Genomic DNA, 503 nt, shown 5'->3' on the forward strand with positions numbered 1-503 from the left:
GCGCGCCGTCCTTGGCCGGGGTCAGGTCTGTCATCATGTGGCGGATATTGGTCGAATACAGCGTCGAAGCCTGCGCGGCCATCCGGCTCGGGAAGTCGGTATATCCGACGATGGTCACGCCGTTATCGGAAACGATCTTCTGGTCGGCGACGGTTAGGTCGCAGTTGCCACCGCGCTCGGCGGCAAGGTCGATCACAACGGATCCGGGCTTCATCGCGGCGACCATGTCTGCCAGCCAAAGCTTCGGCGCGTCGCGGCCGGGGATCAGTGCCGTGGTGATGACGATATCGATTTCGGGCGCAAGCTCGCGAAACTTGGCAAGCTGTTTCTCGCGGAATTCCGGCGAGGAAGGCGCTGCATAGCCGCCGGTCGCAGCACCATCCTGCACCTCGGCGAAATCCAGATAAACGAACTGGGCGCCCATGGATTCGATCTGTTCAGCGACTTCGGGGCGCACGTCGAAGGCGTAGGTGATGGCACCGAGCGAGGTCGAGGTGCCGATG

At 62.6% G+C, this 503-nt stretch carries 1 pseudogene; it reads right to left on the reverse strand.

Annotated features, from left to right (window positions below):
* Positions 1–503 (reverse strand): annotated as a pseudogene (locus AB4Z23_RS28280) (Re/Si-specific NAD(P)(+) transhydrogenase subunit alpha); the annotation flags it as partial.

The organism is Agrobacterium sp. MCAB5 (genome assembly GCF_052114365.1).
Taxonomy (GTDB): Bacteria; Pseudomonadota; Alphaproteobacteria; order Rhizobiales; family Rhizobiaceae; genus Agrobacterium; species Agrobacterium tumefaciens.